We start from the raw sequence: 16,490 nt of genomic DNA on the forward strand, positions 1-16,490 counted from the left end.
AATGAAACGCATTGTTGTCATTGGCAGTATATCGATGGACCTCGTCGTCACGTCCGACAAACGTCCAAGAGCAGGGGAAACGGTCATCGGTGAGTCGTTCCGTACCGTTCCAGGGGGGAAAGGTGCGAACCAGGCAGTCGCTGCCTCCAAGTTAGGCGGCGCTGTAAAGATGGTCGGCTGTGTCGGAAGTGACCCATTCGGACAACAGGTTGTGGAAAACTTCAAACAGCACAACGTCGATGTCACGCACGTTCGCATTATACCAGATGAAGTGACCGGTACAGCTCACATCGTATTGGCAGAAGAGGATAATTCGATTGTCGTCGTCCAATCGGCGAACAAGAAGGTCGTCTTCACGGAGGATGAACTGAATCAACTTCTCGATGAGCAGTCGTTCGTACTCTTACAGCTCGAGATTCCGATTGAAACGGTCAAACAAGTGACGTCTTATTGTCAGTCAAAAGGGATTCCAGTGTTACTCAATCCGGCACCGTCTCAACCGCTTCCGCCAGAAGTGGTTGAACAAGTCACTTATCTGACACCGAACGAACATGAGTGCCGTGACTTATTTAACGGAATGTCCGTGGATGACGTTCTCGAACGCTATCCGAACAAGCTACTTGTCACGGAAGGCGTCCATGGCGTTCGATTCCACGATGGGAAACAGGTGCGACACGTACCCGCCATTCGAGCGAACGTCGTCGATACGACAGGAGCCGGGGATACGTTCAACGGGGCACTTGCTGTCGCACTTGGTGAACAGGGTGAACTAGAGGCAGCTGTTCGATTTGCTGTGGTCGCGTCAGGAATGAGTGTCGAAGGTTTTGGTGCACAAGGCGGTATGCCGACACGGCAAGATGTACAACAACGATTGGAGCGCGTGTGATGAAAAAACAAGGAATTTTGAATAGTCATTTAGCTAAAATCTTTGCTGACCTCGGACATACGGATCGAGTCGTCATCGCGGATTGCGGGTTGCCGATTCCGGACGGTGTGAAGCGTGTCGATCTCAGTCTTCGCATCGGGGAACCTTCTTTTTTAGACGTACTAGATGCCGTTGACTCTGATATGGTCGTGGAGCGCATTACAATTGCCGAGGAAATTCTCACACACAACCCGACGATTGCGGATTCACTGAAAGAACGGTACACGAGCATCGACATGTGTTCGCATGAAGACTTTAAACGAGAAGTCGCAAAAGCAAAAGTCGTCATTCGAACTGGGGAAGCGACACCTTACGCCAACGTTATCTTACACGCCGGGGTCATTTTTTAAGGGGGGATTCGATGCATATTCAGTTGAAAGGCATCCATAAGTCGTTCGGGCCAGTCTCCGTCTTAAAAGGAGTCGATTTTGAACTGTTACCTGGAGAGATTCATGCGCTCATGGGTGAGAACGGTGCCGGGAAATCGACGTTGATGAAAGTGATGACCGGTCTTCACGCTCAAGATGAAGGAGAGATCCTGATCGATGAGAAGAGACGGCAATTCAAGCACCCAAAAGAAGCGGAGCAAGAAGGCATCGCCTTCATTCATCAAGAACTCAATATCTTACCTGAGATGACGGTGACGGAGAACCTGTTTCTCGGTCGAGAACTGACGGGGCCGTTTGGGACAATCAAACAGCAAGAGATGGCGAGGCGGGCTCGGGAGTATTTAGCAGAATTGAATGTCTTCATGGACGTCAATGAAGTGGCACGCAATTTATCTGTCGGTCAGCAACAGATGATTGAGATTGCGAAGGCGCTCATGACGGACGCGAAAGTCATCGTCATGGATGAACCGACAGCTGCCTTGACGGACCGCGAAATTCAGGCACTCTTCGCCGTATCACGGGCATTACGGGACCAGGGAGTATCCATCACCTACATCTCCCACCGGATGGAAGAAATTTTTGACTTGTGTGACCGTATTACCGTACTTCGGGACGGACAGTCCATCTCAACACGTATGATTCAAGACACTTCCTTTGAGGAAACCGTACGCGACATGGTCGGACGTGAAATCGGTGAACGGTATCCGACGCGCACTGCGACGCTCGGGGACATCGTGCTCGAAGTAAATGATTTAATAGGTAACCGGTTCCACAATGTATCGTTCAACGTTCGCGCAGGAGAAATCATCGGATTCTCAGGGTTGATGGGAGCGGGACGGACCGAGGTGATGCGTGCCCTATTCGGGGCAGACACTCATAAAGGGGGAGTCATTAAACTGAACGGGAAGCCGATTCGCATCAAAACTCCGGCAGACGCCATCAAACATGGCATCGCCTTTTTAACGGAAGACCGAAAAGGCGAAGGCTTGCTTCTCGACTTCTCGCTCCGAGAAAATCTGTCACTCCCGACACTCGACAAGCGGACGAAAGGGTCCGTCATCTCGAAACATCAAGAAGCGACGTTCGCGGAGACGTACTTGCAAAAACTGCGGGTCAAGCACCATTCGATGGAACAAAAAGTGAAATCGTTATCTGGAGGAAATCAACAAAAAATCGTGCTCGGCAAATGGTTGGGCGTAGAGCCGGATGTCTTGATTTTGGATGAACCAACCCGTGGCGTCGATGTCGGCGCCAAGAAAGAAATTTATAACATCATGAGCGATCTCGCGGAATCAGGTGTTGCCATCATCATGGTCTCTTCTGATTTACCGGAAGTGCTCGGGATGAGTGACCGCATCGTCGTCATGAGGGAAGGTGTTATCACTGGTACGCTCACGAAACAAGAGGCGACGCAAGAAAAAGTTATGACGTATGCGACAGGAGGGCAATGATATGGAATTGAAAGCAACGACCGCACTGAAGCGCCCGGGTCGACTCGGATGGGGACAAAAGTTAGGTCCATTGTTTGGTCTACTCGTCATCGTCGTCGTAGTGACGGCGCTCGAACCAGGATTTTTATCATTAAATAACATCTTTAACGTACTTCGACAAGTGTCCATCAATGCCTTGATTGCCTTCGGGATGACGTTTGTCATCTTGACAGGTGGAATTGACTTATCGGTCGGATCGATTTTAGCTCTCTCGTCCGCATTGGTAGCGGGTATGATGGTGGATGGTCAACATGCCGTTATGGCCGTTGCGCTCGGTTTGATTGCAGGTGCTCTTCTCGGTGCCTTTAACGGTACGGTCATCACGTACGGGAAAGTGGCGCCGTTTATCGCGACATTAGCCACGATGACGATTTACCGTGGATTGACGCTCGTCTATACGGACGGTCGACCAATCACGGGTCTCGGAGATTCCGGTTGGTTCGAGATGCTCGGGCGCGGCTATTTCTGGATTATTCCAGTGCCGGCATTGACGATGCTCCTCGCATTTGGTGTCCTTTATTTTATCTTGAAAAAAACGACATTCGGTCGTCATACGTATGCGATTGGTGGAAATGAAGAAGCAGCTAAATTGATGGGAATTGGCGTCAATAAAGTCAAAATCATGATTTACTCGCTATCCGGGATGCTTGCAGCACTCGCCGGTATCATTTTGACATCGCGCCTCAACTCCGCACAACCGACGGCTGGGACGTCGTATGAACTCGATGCCATCGCGGCTGTCGTTCTCGGGGGAACGAGTCTTGCGGGTGGGCGAGGCTGGATTGTCGGAACGTTGATTGGGGCACTCATCATCGGAACGTTAAACAACGGATTGAACCTTCTCGGCGTGTCATCTTTCTTCCAACTCGTCGTAAAAGGTGCAGTTATATTGTTTGCAGTATTACTTGATCGTCGACAAAACGCGTAACACGCGAAAGGGGAAACGGAACATGAAAAAATGGACAGCTTGGCTACTCGCACTGACAATGGTACTAATGGCAGCTTGCTCGACTGAACAACCAGGATCAAACTCTGAGACGGAAACGAAAGATGGGGATTATGAAATCGGCTTATCCATCTCGACATTGAACAACCCGTTCTTCGTCGCATTGAAAGAAGGGGCAGAAGAGCAGGCAAAAGAGATGGATGCGACTTTGACTGTAGCGGACGCACAAAACGATGCTGCGAAGCAAGTGAATGACGTTGAAGACATGATTCAAAAGGGAATGGACTTGATCCTCATCAACCCGACGGATTCAGAAGCGGTCGGTGCGGCAGTACAGGCAGCGAACGATGCAGGCATTCCCGTCATCACGGTAGACCGTAACGCTGAAACAGGTGACGTCGTCGCACACGTGGCATCAGATAACGTTGCAGGCGGCCAATTGGCAGGTGACTACATGGTTGAACTCGTAGGTGAAGGTCAAAAAGTCGTCGAGCTCGAAGGGATTCCTGGGGCATCTGCGACACGTGACCGTGGTCAAGGGTTCAACGAAGCAATCGATGGGAAACTCGAGGTAGTCGCGAAACAATCTGCGAACTTTGACCGTGCGGAAGGATTGACGGTCATGGAGAATATTTTACAAGACAACAAAGATATCGTCGCTGTATTCGCACATAACGACGAGATGGCACTCGGTGCCGTACAAGCGCTTGATGCGGCTGGTATGAGTGATGTCAAAGTCATCGGATTCGATGCGACAGACGATGCAGTCAATGCAGTCGAAGAGGGAACAATGGCAGCGACCGTCGCGCAAAAACCGACTGAGATTGGAAAGTTGGGCGTAGAAGCTGCAATCAATCATCTGAAAGGTGAAACAGTGGAGGAAAACATTCCGGTCGAACTCGAATTAATCAAATAAGTAAGAAGAAACCTCACGATGCCTTGATTTCGGGTAGAGCTCGTGAGGTCATTTTTATTTATATGGGGAAATGAGAAATTGTGTATCGTTGTTCATAGGTTTTAACTAAATCAGGCGAGAATTCTCCCTCCTCTAAGCGTCTCGGGGCGAAGTCCGGCGTAGGTGGGAGATGAATCGCCCGGTCCAAACGTCTTTCCCCCCTGTGACAGATATGACGAACAAAAGTTCGTTATTCCGTCAGATTCTCCCTCCCCTTCCACGGGTATCGGACGAGGAGGATATATCATAATCTTCTGTAGGGAGGAGGGACAGACATGCTGAAAGGCTACAAATATAGGCTCCACCCGACGCCTGCACAGGCCAAGTTTCTCATCAAGACGATCGGCTGCGCCCGGTTCATCTACAACAAGCTACTTGAGGACCGCATCGCCATCCGCGAGGAGGCGAAAGCGGGAAGCGGAATGAGACGGAAACCGGCGACACCCGCCTCCTACAAGCCCCTCTTCCCGTTCCTCGCCGAGGCGGACAGCCTCGCGCTCGCGAACGCGAAGCTGAACCTCGACACCGCGTTCGCGAAGTTCTTCGCCGGGACGGGCGGCTTCCCGGTGTTCAAATCGAGACGGCGGTCGCGCGCCTCCTACACGACGAACAACCAGCACGGCACGATCCGCATCGAGAACGGCAAGGTGAGACTTCCTAAAATCGGCTTCGTGAAGTTCGAACAACATCGTCCGTTCGAGGGCGTCATCCGGTCGGCGACGGTCTCGATGACGAGGACGGGCAAGTTCTTCATCTCCATCCTCGTCAATCAAGATGAGGAAAAGTGGATCCCAGCCAAGAACAAGGTCGGGATTGATCTTGGCCTGGAGCACTTCGCCGTCATGACGAACGACGCGATGGTCTCGGAGAAGATTGACAACCCCCGACTCCTCCGGAAGTCCGAAGCGAAGGTCAAGAAGGCGCAACGGGCGCTGTCGCGAAAGAAGATCGGAAGCAAGAATCGTGAAAAAGCCAAGTTACTTTTGGCTAAGAAACACGAAAAGATTGCCAACCAACGCAAGGACTTCCTTCACAAGCTGTCGAGACGGATCGTTGACGAGAACCAAGTCATCGTCGTGGAGACATTGACATCGAAGGACATGATGAAGAACCACAAGGTCGCCAAATCGATTGCAGATGTCAGTTGGTACGAGTTCGTCCGGCAACTCGAATACAAATCAAACTTCTGTGGACGGACGCTTATCAAGGCAGATCAATGGTTCGCATCGACCCAGATTTGTTCCATTTGCGGAGCAAAAGGCGAGAAGAAGACGATGGATGTCCGTGAATGGACGTGTGCCTGTGGCGCGCACCATGACCGTGACATCAATGCGAGCCTCAACCTATTGATGTTGGCCGACTGACAACCATTCAGGGCAGGGACTGCCCGACGAGCTTGGTAAACAACCGTGGCTGGTAAGAGCACGGTCTTCCCAAGAAGCTCCCACTTCAAGTTGTGAAGCAAATAAGTGGCGAGTAGTTCACATAGCTTGCCCCGAGAACGATAGTGGGAAATGTATCACGACGAGTTGGTTCGGAAATGATATTAGTATCTGTACCAACTTGATGAATGACACAGTCCTTTTGCTGAACATTTGTGATAATGAAAGTGTAGTGTCTAAATCTTGTATTTTTAGTTGACTGTAAACTCTTTCAAGCATTGATTGTTTCATTCCATTTCTGTTAGGAAATAAACGAATGAATTGCTTGGCATTCGAATTGTTCGGAAGTGGCCATAGTCTTTTTCCATCACCGCCAGATAATAATAGAATCTTCATCGAATGTCCTCTCTTCAAATAGAGTTTCTCATCTATTTCGCCAAACGTCGGACTATCCCTGTCTAATCAAAAAAGAGACAGCCGGTTCCGGCTATCTCTTTACAATATAGGGCGAAGCAATGCGCGAACGGGGCTTCCATCCCCTTCGACGATTGGGAGAGGGACGGCATTCAAATCGTAATCTCCCGGTAAGATATTGTCTAAAACGAGTCCTTCTAGGATATGCACACCATTTCGTGCTAACGCGTGATGGCCGCTCATCTCTTTACTGTCAATCGCATCAACGGACGGTAAGTCGAGTCCGATCAAGAAGATTCCGAGTTCTCCGAGACGATCGGCAAGAGAGGGTGTCAGTTCAGGGATTGTCTCGGGAAAGACGTGCTTATCGGGCCAACCATCCGTTTTTAAGATGAGGCGTTCGACCCCAGTCAAATCGTGACCATCCAAATCAGATGCTTCAATCTTTGCCTTATGCGGTAGATGAATCACACGGGCTGGACCGATATATACGGACGGATCGAGGTCAATCACGCGCTTCCCGTGGTCGTCAAAGTGGAACGGTGCATCGATGTGGGTCCCGAGATGTAAACTCAATGTCATCTTCCCGACATTGACGGAACCACTCTCTGCCATTGGCCACGCGATTTCATATGAAAATTTTGTATCTCCCGGCCATGTCGTAACATCGGCATGAAGTGGCTGTGATACATCAATCCAAGTCATTTCGTTCAGCTCCTCTTATAGTGATGTCCGGACCGTCCAAAGCTCTGGGAAGAAACGGTGGTCGAGCACGCGACGCAAGTAGTTCACGCCAGACGAGCCGCCTGTCCCCATCTTCTGTCCGATGATGCGTTCCACGGTACTCATGTGGTTAAAGCGCCACATCTGTTGCTGACTCCCGATATCGAGTAGCTTTTCACCGAGCTCATATAAGTCCCAATACGTATCGACGTCTCGATAGACTTCGACCCATGCCTTCTCGACACTTTCATTCCATTCCCAATCCTGGGTGACATCACGTTCGAGCACGCTCGCATCAATCGATAGACCCCGACGATGCATTTCGCGGACCGTCACATCATAAATGCTAGGAGCCTGTAGCGAGCCTTCGAGCAATGGATACAATTTTTTATCGTGTGCGTAAACACTGAGCGTCCGTGCGTTTTTGAAGCCGAGTGCGAATTCGATCTGTCGGTTTTGGTAAGACTGAAAACCAGAGGACGAGCCGAGTTGATCTCGGAACTCTAAATACTCGGCCGGTGTCAACGTCGCGAGGACGCCCCATGACTGGATGAGTTGCTGCTGAATCTTCGAGACGCGGGCGAGCATCTTGAACGAACGCTCGAGCTCGCCGTTCGTGATGGCCGTCGTGGCTGCTGTCAATTCATGCAAGATGAGCTTCATCCACAACTCGCTCGTCTGGTGGATGATGATGAACAGCATCTCATCGTGATGGTCGGAAAGGCGATGCTGACTCGATAAAATCGGGTCGAGCAGGAGATAGTCCCCGTACGACATGTCTTTTGAAAAGTCCGTTTGAATCGATTTTTCCACTTTATGTTCCGTGCGTTCACTCATGACAGTTCCCCCTTATGCGACCACTTCACGGACGTTCTCAAACGCCTCATATTCTTTGTCATCCATGATTTTTTTCAATGTCACAATCACGTCATACACATCGGTGAACGTGTTGTACAGTGCGACGGGTGCGAGACGAATGATGTTCGGTGCCCGGAAATCTGGGATGATGCGATGCTCTTTCAACGCTTTACAGATGCGTGCCGCCTCTGGGTGTTCGAGGCTCAAATGGGCACCGCGTTGACGTGTGTCCGTTGGGCTGCCGATGAAGAATCCGTGTGGTGCGAGCATCTCTTCGATCAAATCCATCATATACGTCGTGAGCGCGAGTGATTTTTGGCGAATCGCTTCCATTCCGACCTCATTAAACATCTCGAGGGCGCCAAGTTGTGGAGCGAGACTCATGACGTGTGGCGTCCCGATTTGGAATGCACCCGCATGTTCGGCCGGTGTCATCGTGTGATCCATATCGAACTGTTTATCTTTGCGCGAACCGAACCATCCGGCCAGTCCCGGTGTCGTGCCGAAGTGACGTTCATGAACGAACAAGCCACCGACCGTTCCCGGACCTCCGTTCAAATGCTTATAGTTGCACCAGTAAGCGAAGTCGACACCCCAGTCGTGGAAGTCATGAGGGATGGCGCCGACGGAGTGACAGGCATCGAAGCCGATCAAAATTCCACGCTCGTGTGCCGCTTTCGTTAGACGAGGCATATCTAAAATTTGACCACTCCGATACAGGACGGTCGGTAACACGATGAGCGCAATCTCGTCGGTCATCGCAGCAATCAAATCGTCTTCGACTAAGAATCGCCCGTCCGGACTGTCGACTTGAACGAGGTGCTCCACAGGATCGAGCCCGCGCAATTCGAGCTGACTCTTCAGAGCGTAAATATCAGACGGGAACGTGAGGGCGTCTGCTAAAATCTTTGTTCGTTTGCCTTCTGGTTTGAAGAAAGAAGCGACGAGTTGATGCAAGTTCACCGTCGTCGAACCGGTCACCATCACTTCTTCCGCCTTTCCACCGATGAGCGGCGCGTTCAGTGCGGCCAACTCTTCGGACAAGTTGAACCAAGGATGACGACCAGACATCCAACCGTCAATCCCGAGTTCTTTCCAATCCGCAAGCGACTCAAGAAGTGTTCGCTCGGCTCGTTTCGATAAGAGACCGAGTGAATTTCCATCCATATAAATCCCGTCTTCCGGTAAATAAAATTCTTCCCGGTACGATGCGAGCGGGTCTTGTTTGTCTAGTTGTTGTGCGTAAGCACGTGTGAAATCGTTCATCTCCCCATATTCCCCCTTTAAAGCTTGTACGTTGTCAAAATCGTAGCAATCGGACATAAGGAAGTCAACAAACAACAAGGTGTCGGCGAGTCAAACTAAAAACGCTCAAGCGTGATCTTGAGCGTTTAGGAGTGTAGCTTATTTTATTTTTCGTACATTCTCTTGTCGGAGTAGCTTGAATAGTGTGAAGGCCATCAATAACAGGATGATGGTGAAGGGCAAGGCGGAAATCAACGACGCAGTTTGAAGTCCTTCTAAGCCACTCGCAATCAATAAGACGGCAGCGATTCCTCCTAACAGAATCCCCCAGGCGATTCGAACGGGAAGGGGTGGATTCAAACTTCCGTTCGTCGTCATACTGCTAATGATATATGTGGCAGAGTCTGCCGACGTGATTAAAAAAGTCAAAATTAGCAGGATGGATAACACCGACAGGATGAGGCTGAACGGGAGCTCGGCAAACGTCACAAACAATGCGCTCGTCACATCCGCATCGACGGCTTGCGCGATTGAAGTACCTTCAAACAAATCTAGATGTAAAGCGGTACCCCCAAACACGGCAATCCAAAGGAGCGCGATGAAAGGCGGAACGATTAGGACACCGACCACGAATTCGCGAATCGTCCGTCCCCGAGAAACACGTGCCACGAACGCCCCGACAAATGGTGACCAAGCGATGGCCCATGCCCAGTAAAAGATGGTCCAATCTCGGACCCACGTTCCTTGCTGATACGGTTGCAGACGAAGGCTATAGCGAATGAAGTTTTGTAAGTAATCACCTAGACCGAGCGTAAGTGTCTCTAGAATGAAGATGGTCGGACCGGCAAAAAAGACGAAGACCATCAACACAAGCGCTGTACCTAAGTTAATGTTACTCAGCCATTTGATGCCACGATCGAGTCCGGTCGTCGTCGAGGTTAAAAAGAGGGCGGTCAAGACGACGATGATTGCGACTTGCATCCAAGCGGTATTTGGGAGTCCGAACACACTGTTCAGTCCACCATTGATTTGAAGAACACCTAAACCAAGTGATGTTGCGACTCCCATGACGGTAGCGATGACCGCTAAAATATCGATGGTCTGATTTAAAGGTTGTTTATACGGACGCTCTTTAATAAGGGGAGAGAGGCTGGTGGAGATGAGTCCATCTGCATTTCGTCGGAACTGGAAATAAGCGATAATCAGCCCGACAATTGCGAACACAGACCATTGGCTGACACCCCAATGGAAAAACGAATACGCCATCGCGAGGCGGGCGCCTTCAACAGTCAATGCCTCTGTATCCGCGTACGGCGGCGTGAAAAAGTGACTCATCGGTTCGGCAACACCCCAAAAGACGAGACCAACTCCAAATCCGGCAGAAAATAGCATGCCAATCCAGGTGAAGAAAGGATATTGAGGGCGGTCGTCATCTTTACCGAGACGGATTTTTCCGTATTTACTAAAGGCCAAAAAGATTAAAAAGAGCACAAACAAGAAAACAGCAAGTAAGTAGAACCAACCGAACGAGCGAGTCGTAAAGTTGAAAATAGATCCTGCAATCGAGGAAAATACGGTTGGCGCAATGGCTCCGAATAAAACGAGTAAGGCGATTAAACTTGCTGAAATATAAAACACCCGGTTCAAACGTGGTTTTTGTGTAGAATCCTTCATGTTGTCTCCTTTCGGTATAATTATTATTTAGGACTAGTAATCGATTCCCTATTCTCTACATTGCAAACAGGATATATAATCCATCGTGTTTTGAATACTTGATTCGGGAAAAGAAATAAAGAGGAGGGGATATGATGAAATTGATTGCGATTGACTTAGATGGAACGTTGCTATCGCGTACGGGTGTGATAACAAATGCAAACCGGGACACGATTCGTCGTCGACAAGAGGACGGTGACATCGTAGCGATTTGTTCAGGGCGCTCGATTCATGATATCGAAGAGTTATTGAAGCGTAGTGATCTCGTCTGTCCAATTCTGTCTGGAAACGGAGCAATCGGCTTTTATGAGGACAAGCGAATTTATTATCACGCCATGGACCAATTCGTCGTTAACGGACTGTGGGAGATTGCCAAGGAGCATGACGCGTACGTCGAATTTTATACGAATGCAGGTGTAAAAGTCCTTCAGTCAGGCAGTGACTTGTTAAAACGAGAACTTGATGAAGTATTACCTCACGATCAATCGTTCACGCGCGAATGGGCGGAGCGTGAGATTGAAATCCAAAATGAGCAATTCGGTCTGACGTATATGGATTCGATGGAAGACATCGACTTTGCGCAAGATGAAGTGTATAAGGTGTTTGTCTATTCGTTCGATCGCCAAAAGTTACATCGCTTGCGTAAAATCTATGAGCCACGGGATGATATTTTGATTACGACAGCAGGATGGACGAAGATTGAGATTGGTCATCCTCATGCGAGTAAGGGTGAGGCGCTAAAACAATTAGCTGATCATTATCAGGTTTCGATGCGTGATGTCGTCGCTATCGGAGACAATTTGAACGATGTATCGATGTTTGAAGTAGCCGAAACAAGAATTGCGATGGGAAATGCGGTAGACCCGTTAAAAGATTTGAGTACGCATATCACAAAGGACGTGGAAGAAGATGGGGTCGCCTACGCGCTGACACATTATGTATAAAATGATTATGGAGAAATCGTGAACGAGGATTGAAGGATGCTAAAAACGGATATTGTATACATGTAACCATTCACTTTCTGAAATGAGTCGGGGAACAGGGGGCATATTTGTCACCTGTAGCTGATGGCAGAAAGAGGGTGGGAAAGTCCATGTAAACGTGAATCGTGTATTCCAAACGATGATGCGTCGGCCTCTGTTTGCTATCGAAGCAAACATACCAGACATACTGTTTGTATAAGGAATCCCACATGATCCGCGTCATAGGTGGACAACATAGGTACCAAGTCCTGTTGTGCCCATTCAATCAAAGCGTCTACGAGTCACTTGTTCGATTTCTTTCTTTAGGATGTGAAAACAACTGGTGAACCAATGGACAATGCATCGATTCGAATGATGCGTCACGCTGACTTGGACATCTCTAGTCGAACCAAATCATAGATGGGACGGTCAATCGAGTAGAAACTTGGTTGGATGAAAGTCCGGGGACTAGAGAATCGAGAAAAGCGCCGAGTATGGGCGCTTTTCTTGTGGTATTCTATTGAGTGAATGCAGGGATGGAGGGATCTCATGCCAAAGTTATATTGGTTCGGGACGTTCTTTAGTGGCATGATTCTTTTGACCACGGGAACGATGGAAGGTCTTTACCGTCTGTTACCGATTGGATTGATGGCTATCGCGGTCATCGGCTATTTCATACAGACTCGATTCGAGCAAAAGAAGCGGCGCCCTTAATCGGGTGCCGCTTCTTTTTAAAAGGATTCGAGTAAACGTGTCATCACGTCATCGATCTCTTGCTGCAACGCATCGACTTGACGTTGGAGTGCCATTAACTCATCGAGGTCATCCAATTCATTCATCTGTTGAAGCAATGCTTGATTTTCTGCTTCTAATTGTGTCAAATGGGCTTCCTCATCCACCGTAGACGAAGCGGTTTTTGTCTGCTTTATCGATTTCGATGGTTTTGCGTGCTCCGTTTTAGGTTGCTCGCTTGAGTCGTGTTCGCGTTTTTCGAGGGCATAGGCGACGCTGCCTTCAAAACGTGTCATCGTCCCGTCAAGCCAATACGTCACCGGAAATAATTTATTCAGAAAGTAGCGATCGTGTGATACGGTGACGACCGTTCCAGGAAAACGTTCTAACGCCTCTTCAAGTGCTTCTCTCGATTCGATATCCAAATGGTTCGTCGGTTCATCTAAGACGAGGACATTGATTTCTTCATGGACGAGGATGGCGAGCATGAGTCGCATCTTCTCCCCGCCGCTCAAGTTCGACACGGGTTTAAACACACTCGCCCCGTAAAATAAGAATTGGGCGAGAAGGTGACGTGCTTTTCCTTCATCGACTGCAATGCGGTCCCGGAACGCCTCCATTAATCGATGGGATTCATCGAACGTGATGTGTTGTGATAGATAACCGATTTTCGCTTGGTCGGCTCGACGGACGGTACCGATTTGCGGTGCGACTTGACCGAGCAACAGCTTTAAAAGAGAAGACTTTCCGCTTCCGTTCGGTCCGACGATGGCGACGCGCTCCCCGTGGCCTGTGTAAAAATTCACACCTTCGAAAAGCGGTCGGTCGTAACGGAGTGTCGCATCCGTCACCTCAAAGACGTCGCGTCCGGTTCGTCCGTTCGTCGTGAAATGGATGTTCGGTTGATCGGCTTCGAGTTGTGGTTTCTTGATTCGTTCAATTCGTTCGAGTGCCTTTTCCATCGATTTGGCGCGACGATAAAACTTTTCATTCGGTGGATTGCCTTCGTTGGCCCATTGCCGTAACTGCCGAATCGTTTCTTTCATCTTTTTAATCTTCTTTTGCTGCTCGGTATAGGCATGGAACTGGTCGAGCAGCTGTTTTTCTTTTTGTGCGACAAAATCGGTATAGTTTCCGGGATAACTCGTCAATTCACCGTCTTCACACTCGACGATGCGCGTGGCAATCGCATCCAAGAAAACCCGATCATGGGAAACGATGAGGAGCGCTGAGGCGTAATCCTGTAAATAGGACTCGAGCCACGTCATCGCCTCTAAATCCAAATGGTTCGTCGGTTCATCTAAGATGAGCAACTCTGGTTCTTGTAGGAGAGCTAAGGCGAGTCCGATTTTTGTTCGTTCACCACCGCTAAGCGTATCGAACGGTTGATCCACAAATGAGGTCAATTTTAGTCCATCAATCATTGCGCTGATTTTTGACTCGTAGACATATCCACCCGCATGCTCGAATTGTGCTTGGATGGCACCGTATGATTCGAGAAGACGTTCGAGCTGTTCCGACGTTGCCATCTCTTGCTCGAGACGAGCCATCTTTTCGCTTAAGCGAATCACTTCCTCAAAAGCAGTGTACAGGACGTCACGGCCACTGCGTTCGGGATAGTCAGGAAGCTGGACCAAATAGCCGATGGAGAGTCGTTGCCGACGGTAAATCGTCCCGGCGTCATGTTCTTCAGAGCCTACAATGATGCGTAACAGTGTCGTTTTGCCGCTTCCGTTTCGACCGATGAGTCCGACTCGTTCGTTTTCATTCATAAATAAATTAGTATCTGTGAGAACGGCGTGCCCACCGTATTGTTTTTGAATGTGTTGAAGATCGATTAACATAATAGGTTCCTCCTAAGGTTAGGGCCTATCAAAAAAACCGAGCGCAAAGAAGCGCTCGATTTAGAGAGAGAGGCGCTTTGTCGTATATTCAGCAATGTCTAAAAAAGGACAGACGGGTCCCTTGATTAAGCGACATCGTGAAAAATCGCACGCAAAATGTACAAATGTTCAGTTGTCCAATACGTACGGCCGACAAATTTCACCTTTCTCCCTCCTTTCCATTCAATCTATACCTTGATTGTAAGCGTTTTTCATATGGCTGACAATGTAAGTGAAGGAAATTGAAGCGATGACGTCTCATATAGTCGTCATTGAGGAGGCGAGGAAATGAGGAAAGAATGGCTAGGAGCACTCAGTTTGACCCTTGCGGTGATTATATGGGGCGGGATTCGGTTCGACGGACGGATTGGAAATGGAACGGACTCGTCGATGTCATTGGATACGTTGCTTCGATTTCATTTCAATTTATCGGAACGAAGCTATCGAATGCACATACCGGGTCGTTTGTAACCGCAGCGACTCCTGATTTCGTGGTCTTATTTGCCCGAATCCTGTTGAAGGAACGACTGACTCCTGTCAAAAATGGAGCGCTCGGATTGGCAACGGTAGGTGTTCTCATTGTCGTCGGTTGGGAAGGGAAAGGGACATTTTCGTACTCGTTCTAGCCGCTGTGACGTGGTCGACGCTTACGGAACGACGGCAACAACTGAAGATTTCAGAACGTCATCTGTAACGATAAAGCGGTCGCCCTCATTTTAGAGAGTGACCGCTTTTGATTAAAATCCATGATGGTCGAGCTTGTCTTGTTCGCGCTTCATTTCGAGTTCGAGACGCTGGATGGCGAGTTTTTCTTCTTCAATCTTCAGGCGACGTTCTTCGACACGTGCTTCTTTCGTTTTAATGATCGTATTGGCACCGACCGACGAAACGACAATCACCATGACCATAATATAAAAAAAGAAATCCATGTGTAATCCTCCTTTTTATGTGAATAAGTTCGTGACAAGACGTTGCGTCTCAAGGGCGACACGACCGTCTGTTAAAATCTCTGTATCATCGATAAGTGCAGAAACGAAATGATCAATCGCGCCTTGAAAACCTCGCTGGGTGAGCATTGACTCCCATGAACCAAACGTTTCGATTTCATGCCGTCCTCCCTTGAAGCGGTGCAGTGTGACCATCTCATCAACGGACAATCGTTCTCCATCGCGAATGATGGAGACATGCTCGTGATTCGCACCTGCAGAGCGATGCATGGACGTCGTATGCATCCCGTGCTCATCTTGCCAGACGTGGCGCGCGAAATGGAGCTCAAGCTTGTCGTTTACTTCGATTTGACCCGAGACGAGTCGTAATTCGTTGCCGGCAAGGAAACGTAACGTATCTACGACGTGTAAATAATCGTCAAGCAAGGTGAAGGTCACATCTCGAGGTCCGATTCCACTCTCCCGATGTTTCACTACATCAATCATGTGGGGCTGACATTCCTGTTGTAGGCGTATATACATCGGGGCAAAGCGTCGATTGAACCCGACCATCAACTTGCGCTCGAGACGTTCGGCTTGTTCGACGAGACGTTCCCCCTCTTCTAAGGTTGACGCGAGCGGTTTATCGACGTATACATCAACGCCGTGATTTAGTAAAAACGACACGACTTCATAATGGGTTTCAGTCGAACTATGTACGAATGCCGCATCGATGGACGAGGCGAGGTCACTCAACGTCTCGAACGGAGCCATCCGAAATGTTTGGCAAATTCTTTCCCGCTTGGATGTGTTTGGAGAAAAGGCTCCAACTAGGTCAATCAGTGGATGGTTCGCAAGGATCGGTAAATACGCTTTTTGAGCGATGTTTCCGAGTCCGACAATGCCGACTTTAGGTTTTCGCATCACGATCACTCCTTTGGTACATC

At 49.1% G+C, this 16,490-nt stretch carries 16 protein-coding genes; 9 read left to right on the forward strand and 7 right to left on the reverse strand.

The features are described from left to right. Position 1: 1 nt before the first annotated feature. From rbsK to tnpB, 6 genes are all read left to right on the forward strand, one after another. Positions 2-886 carry a ribokinase gene (gene rbsK, locus KNO96_RS06325; RefSeq protein ID WP_214703041.1) on the forward strand — a complete coding sequence of 295 codons (885 nt, stop codon included), beginning with the start codon at positions 2-4 and terminating at the stop codon, positions 884-886. Next, the gene (rbsD, locus tag KNO96_RS06330; protein WP_026824919.1) at positions 886-1,275 is read left to right on the forward strand and encodes a D-ribose pyranase; all 390 of its coding nucleotides are present in this window, start codon (positions 886-888) and stop codon (positions 1,273-1,275) included. Before rbsK ends, rbsD begins: the two co-directional genes overlap by 1 nt. 11 nt (positions 1,276-1,286) lie before the next feature. Further along, the gene (locus KNO96_RS06335; protein WP_214703043.1) at positions 1,287-2,765 is read left to right on the forward strand and encodes a sugar ABC transporter ATP-binding protein; all 1,479 of its coding nucleotides are present in this window, start codon (positions 1,287-1,289) and stop codon (positions 2,763-2,765) included. 1 nt (position 2,766) lies between these two features. Further along, positions 2,767-3,732: an ABC transporter permease subunit gene (locus KNO96_RS06340; protein ID WP_084483555.1), complete on the forward strand. Its 966-nt coding sequence runs from the start codon at positions 2,767-2,769 to the stop codon at positions 3,730-3,732. A gap of 22 nt (positions 3,733-3,754) precedes the next feature. Next, entirely contained in the window at positions 3,755-4,666 is a 912-nt protein-coding gene (gene rbsB, locus KNO96_RS06345) for a ribose ABC transporter substrate-binding protein RbsB (protein ID WP_214703050.1), read from the forward strand. 314 nt (positions 4,667-4,980) lie between these two features. Continuing rightward, entirely contained in the window at positions 4,981-6,069 is a 1,089-nt protein-coding gene (tnpB, locus tag KNO96_RS06350) for an IS200/IS605 family element RNA-guided endonuclease TnpB (RefSeq protein WP_214703052.1), read from the forward strand. A gap of 513 nt (positions 6,070-6,582) precedes the next feature. Here tnpB and kynB read toward each other — a convergent pair. The 4 genes from kynB to KNO96_RS06375 all read right to left on the reverse strand — a co-directional run bounded on the left by kynB (position 6,583) and on the right by KNO96_RS06375 (position 11,001). Then, complete coding sequence (gene kynB / locus KNO96_RS06360; protein ID WP_214703055.1) at positions 6,583-7,206, reverse strand: arylformamidase; 624 nt, start codon at positions 7,204-7,206, stop codon at positions 6,583-6,585. 15 nt (positions 7,207-7,221) lie between these two features. Further along, a complete protein-coding gene (kynA, locus tag KNO96_RS06365) occupies positions 7,222-8,061 on the reverse strand; it encodes a tryptophan 2,3-dioxygenase (RefSeq protein ID WP_214703058.1) in 840 nt (279 codons plus the stop codon). 12 nt (positions 8,062-8,073) lie between these two features. Continuing rightward, a complete protein-coding gene (gene kynU / locus KNO96_RS06370) occupies positions 8,074-9,348 on the reverse strand; it encodes a kynureninase (protein ID WP_214703059.1) in 1,275 nt (424 codons plus the stop codon). A gap of 138 nt (positions 9,349-9,486) precedes the next feature. After that, entirely contained in the window at positions 9,487-11,001 is a 1,515-nt protein-coding gene (locus KNO96_RS06375) for a BCCT family transporter (protein WP_214703061.1), read from the reverse strand. 134 nt (positions 11,002-11,135) lie between these two features. On the opposite strand from KNO96_RS06375, the gene KNO96_RS06380 reads away from it, so the two are divergent. Then, on the forward strand, positions 11,136-11,984 hold the full coding sequence (locus tag KNO96_RS06380; RefSeq protein WP_214703063.1) for a Cof-type HAD-IIB family hydrolase: 849 nt from the start codon (positions 11,136-11,138) through the stop codon (positions 11,982-11,984). A gap of 567 nt (positions 11,985-12,551) precedes the next feature. Continuing rightward, entirely contained in the window at positions 12,552-12,716 is a 165-nt protein-coding gene (locus KNO96_RS06385; protein ID WP_026824932.1) for a hypothetical protein, read from the forward strand. Positions 12,717-12,733: 17 nt separating this feature from the next. On the opposite strand, the gene abc-f is transcribed toward KNO96_RS06385, so the two are convergent. Then, complete coding sequence (gene abc-f / locus KNO96_RS06390; protein ID WP_214703073.1) at positions 12,734-14,578, reverse strand: ribosomal protection-like ABC-F family protein; 1,845 nt, start codon at positions 14,576-14,578, stop codon at positions 12,734-12,736. A gap of 338 nt (positions 14,579-14,916) precedes the next feature. Between abc-f and KNO96_RS06395 the strand changes: the two genes are divergently transcribed. Then, positions 14,917-15,243 (forward strand): DMT family transporter, encoded by a 327-nt coding sequence (locus KNO96_RS06395; RefSeq protein ID WP_251125113.1) that lies wholly within the window; start codon positions 14,917-14,919, stop codon positions 15,241-15,243. A gap of 111 nt (positions 15,244-15,354) precedes the next feature. Here the strand turns inward: KNO96_RS06395 and KNO96_RS06400 are convergent, their stop codons facing one another. Continuing rightward, positions 15,355-15,546, reverse strand: coding sequence for a hypothetical protein (locus tag KNO96_RS06400; protein ID WP_214703074.1), 192 nt, complete (start codon positions 15,544-15,546; stop codon positions 15,355-15,357). A gap of 15 nt (positions 15,547-15,561) precedes the next feature. Further along, the gene (locus tag KNO96_RS06405) at positions 15,562-16,467 is read right to left on the reverse strand and encodes a Gfo/Idh/MocA family protein (RefSeq protein WP_214703075.1); all 906 of its coding nucleotides are present in this window, start codon (positions 16,465-16,467) and stop codon (positions 15,562-15,564) included. Between the last annotated feature and the right edge of the window lie 23 nt (positions 16,468-16,490).

The sequence above is a fragment of the Exiguobacterium sp. s89 genome (assembly GCF_018617735.1).
Classification (GTDB): domain Bacteria; phylum Bacillota; class Bacilli; order Exiguobacteriales; family Exiguobacteriaceae; genus Exiguobacterium; species Exiguobacterium marinum.

Excerpts from the sequence above, each read along its gene's own strand:
- rbsK (WP_214703041.1), top strand. The coding sequence starts at position 2 with ATGAAACGCATTGTTGTCATTGGCAGTATATCGATGGACCTCGTCGTC.
- rbsD (WP_026824919.1), top strand. The coding sequence starts at position 886 with ATGAAAAAACAAGGAATTTTGAATAGTCATTTAGCTAAAATCTTTGCT.
- KNO96_RS06335 (WP_214703043.1), top strand. The coding sequence starts at position 1,287 with ATGCATATTCAGTTGAAAGGCATCCATAAGTCGTTCGGGCCAGTCTCC.
- KNO96_RS06340 (WP_084483555.1), top strand. The coding sequence starts at position 2,767 with ATGGAATTGAAAGCAACGACCGCACTGAAGCGCCCGGGTCGACTCGGA.
- rbsB (WP_214703050.1), top strand. The coding sequence starts at position 3,755 with ATGAAAAAATGGACAGCTTGGCTACTCGCACTGACAATGGTACTAATG.
- tnpB (WP_214703052.1), top strand. The coding sequence starts at position 4,981 with ATGCTGAAAGGCTACAAATATAGGCTCCACCCGACGCCTGCACAGGCC.
- kynB (WP_214703055.1), bottom strand. The coding sequence starts at position 7,206 with ATGACTTGGATTGATGTATCACAGCCACTTCATGCCGATGTTACGACA.
- kynA (WP_214703058.1), bottom strand. The coding sequence starts at position 8,061 with ATGAGTGAACGCACGGAACATAAAGTGGAAAAATCGATTCAAACGGAC.
- kynU (WP_214703059.1), bottom strand. The coding sequence starts at position 9,348 with ATGAACGATTTCACACGTGCTTACGCACAACAACTAGACAAACAAGAC.
- KNO96_RS06375 (WP_214703061.1), bottom strand. The coding sequence starts at position 11,001 with ATGAAGGATTCTACACAAAAACCACGTTTGAACCGGGTGTTTTATATT.
- KNO96_RS06380 (WP_214703063.1), top strand. The coding sequence starts at position 11,136 with ATGAAATTGATTGCGATTGACTTAGATGGAACGTTGCTATCGCGTACG.
- KNO96_RS06385 (WP_026824932.1), top strand. The coding sequence starts at position 12,552 with ATGCCAAAGTTATATTGGTTCGGGACGTTCTTTAGTGGCATGATTCTT.
- abc-f (WP_214703073.1), bottom strand. The coding sequence starts at position 14,578 with ATGTTAATCGATCTTCAACACATTCAAAAACAATACGGTGGGCACGCC.
- KNO96_RS06395 (WP_251125113.1), top strand. The coding sequence starts at position 14,917 with ATGGCTAGGAGCACTCAGTTTGACCCTTGCGGTGATTATATGGGGCGG.
- KNO96_RS06400 (WP_214703074.1), bottom strand. The coding sequence starts at position 15,546 with ATGGATTTCTTTTTTTATATTATGGTCATGGTGATTGTCGTTTCGTCG.
- KNO96_RS06405 (WP_214703075.1), bottom strand. The coding sequence starts at position 16,467 with ATGCGAAAACCTAAAGTCGGCATTGTCGGACTCGGAAACATCGCTCAA.